This is a genomic window from Aminobacter sp. P4_D5 (assembly GCF_056401815.1).
Genome location: NZ_JBFUIP010000338.1, coordinates 1 through 1997 on the forward strand (window position 1 = coordinate 1; position 1997 = coordinate 1997).

The 1997-nt window shown below is 57.2% G+C and carries 1 tRNA gene and 1 pseudogene; both read left to right on the plus strand.

The annotated features are described in order from the left end of the window. Window positions 1-168 (plus strand): annotated as a pseudogene (locus tag AC1DWF_RS31620) (UPF0104 family protein); the annotation flags it as partial. 114 nt (window positions 169-282) lie between these two features. Continuing rightward, a tRNA-Gln gene (locus AC1DWF_RS31625) sits at window positions 283-356 on the plus strand. Window positions 357-1997: the final 1641 nt, after the last annotated feature.

Here is a 1997-nt window from a genome sequence, read left to right on the forward strand (position 1 = left end):
GTGGTCTTTCTCACCGGCCTTTCGGAAATGGATCCTGCAGCGGTCCTGGCCGCCCTTCTGGTCTTCCGCCTTTTCTACCTCATCATCCCGCTCATCTTGGGCATCATCGCAGTGCTTGCCTTCGAGCATTCGCAATTCGGACGCGGCGACAAGCAAGGCGAAGCCTGAAAACTGAAATTGCAGCACCGAACAGGGTTGACTATTTCCCGGCGGTGGCTACAAGGCGCGCACCGGCGGCGTTGTCGAGACAGCGTCCGCGGCCGAACCAAAAGTCGGCCCTGCTGGGGAATAGGTTAACGGTAGACCCACGGACTCTGACTCCGTTAGTCCTGGTTCGAATCCAGGTTCCCCAGCCAACTCTTTCTTCAATAAAACCAACGGCTTAAAACTCAGCACCCCCAGACCCGCGCCTGACTCTGTCGCATCATGTTGCAACTGACTATGGCTGATTCCCGGGGTTTTTGGCTCACCTCGGCCACCTGACGCGACATGGAACGCAACATGGTCACTCGTGCATCGGGCCAATGCCTCGCTTGATTTCCGAAGGTTTTCGCTCACACTCGGCAACTCCACGCGACATGAAAGAGGCAAGAGTGCGCATTGATGGGGAACTTCCGCCAGCAAACCCTAGCGCGCTGGGGCTACATCTGACGGAGTTGGAGTTTTGTGGAGTACTCGCATTTCTGGACGCATCGGCGCTTGTTTCGCGAGCCTGGATATACGGCTCGCGACACTCAGGCACCCGCCGCAGCAAGGGTAGCGTATTCTCCCATCCTGACATTGATCTAGCGGTGGAGCTTGGCAACGCCCCTACGGYCGACGATCAACATCTCACGCTAGCCAGATTTCAACTGAATCACGATCTCCGCGAATTTTTCGACCACGACCGACCAGAGTTCGGGTTGACCGCCACCGACAACAAGCCCGGTACCGTGCATCTTGAATTCTCTGAGCCGGGGACCAGTGTTCAAGCCTGGGTAAAGGACGGTGCGACTATTATCTTCGAGCGCAAGTAGTCAGCGATAGCCAATCACCGCTAAATGAACCCCAAAACGCAGAAAAAGCCCCGCCACCGTTCGGCAGCGGGGGGTTAAGTGGACTCGCTCTAGCAAATCATTGGAAATGAACGGCTTTACGAGCTTTCCAGACACGAAAAGCTCAAGTCGAATCATACCCCCTCACCAGCACGTCTGAAACGACAAAAAGGCCCCCGCCGGCCAGACCTCAATCGGCACGCTTTGCCGATCTTTCCGACGTCGATCTCACCGGCGCCGATAGCTTTACCGCAGCCCAAGCGTCGAGCGCGTCCACGTGATAGAGCGGTATGCGGCCCGCATACTGCATTTCAGGCCCACCCCCAATGGTCGCGAGCTTGTTCAAAGTAGCGACGGCGATATCGATCCCGTGCTTTTCCGCCAGATAATAGGGGACGTCTTTCCGACGGAGACGTGGACGGGAACTCATAACTCGTTCGAACGCTCCATGCATGGCGCTTCCTCCTTGGTTGCGTCCGCCCTGCACAATCATGGATTGAGGTTGCAAGCGATACCAGCTGTCTCCTTCACAATGCCCTGATTCCACAGGGCGATTGAGCATTGATGTGGAGAACGGAGCGGCCGACTTCGATAGGCTGTGGTCACATGAAGCCATGCGATACGATGCCGTACGGACCCTGCTTGGTGAAATCCGAGGCCTCCTGCCAAGGCCTTCAGCCTGACAGCAGTCACCGCGAGCCTTTTCCCAATTCCCCAAACGCAAAAGCCCCCGCGGCCAAGATGGTCGAAAGTGAACATGCTGGCGTCATCGCCTTGTCTCGCTATGCCAACCCTGCAATTGGCGAATATGGCGCCATGCGGGTGGGCCGTGGTGTCGACCACCACAAGGGCTTTTCGCCTCCTCGGAGCAGAAATCCGGCTCGCGCCACGCCCGATCGATGAATGTCGATTGCTCCTAGCAGCGCCGTGCATCCGGATGGAAACACAAGGACGCTCTAACGC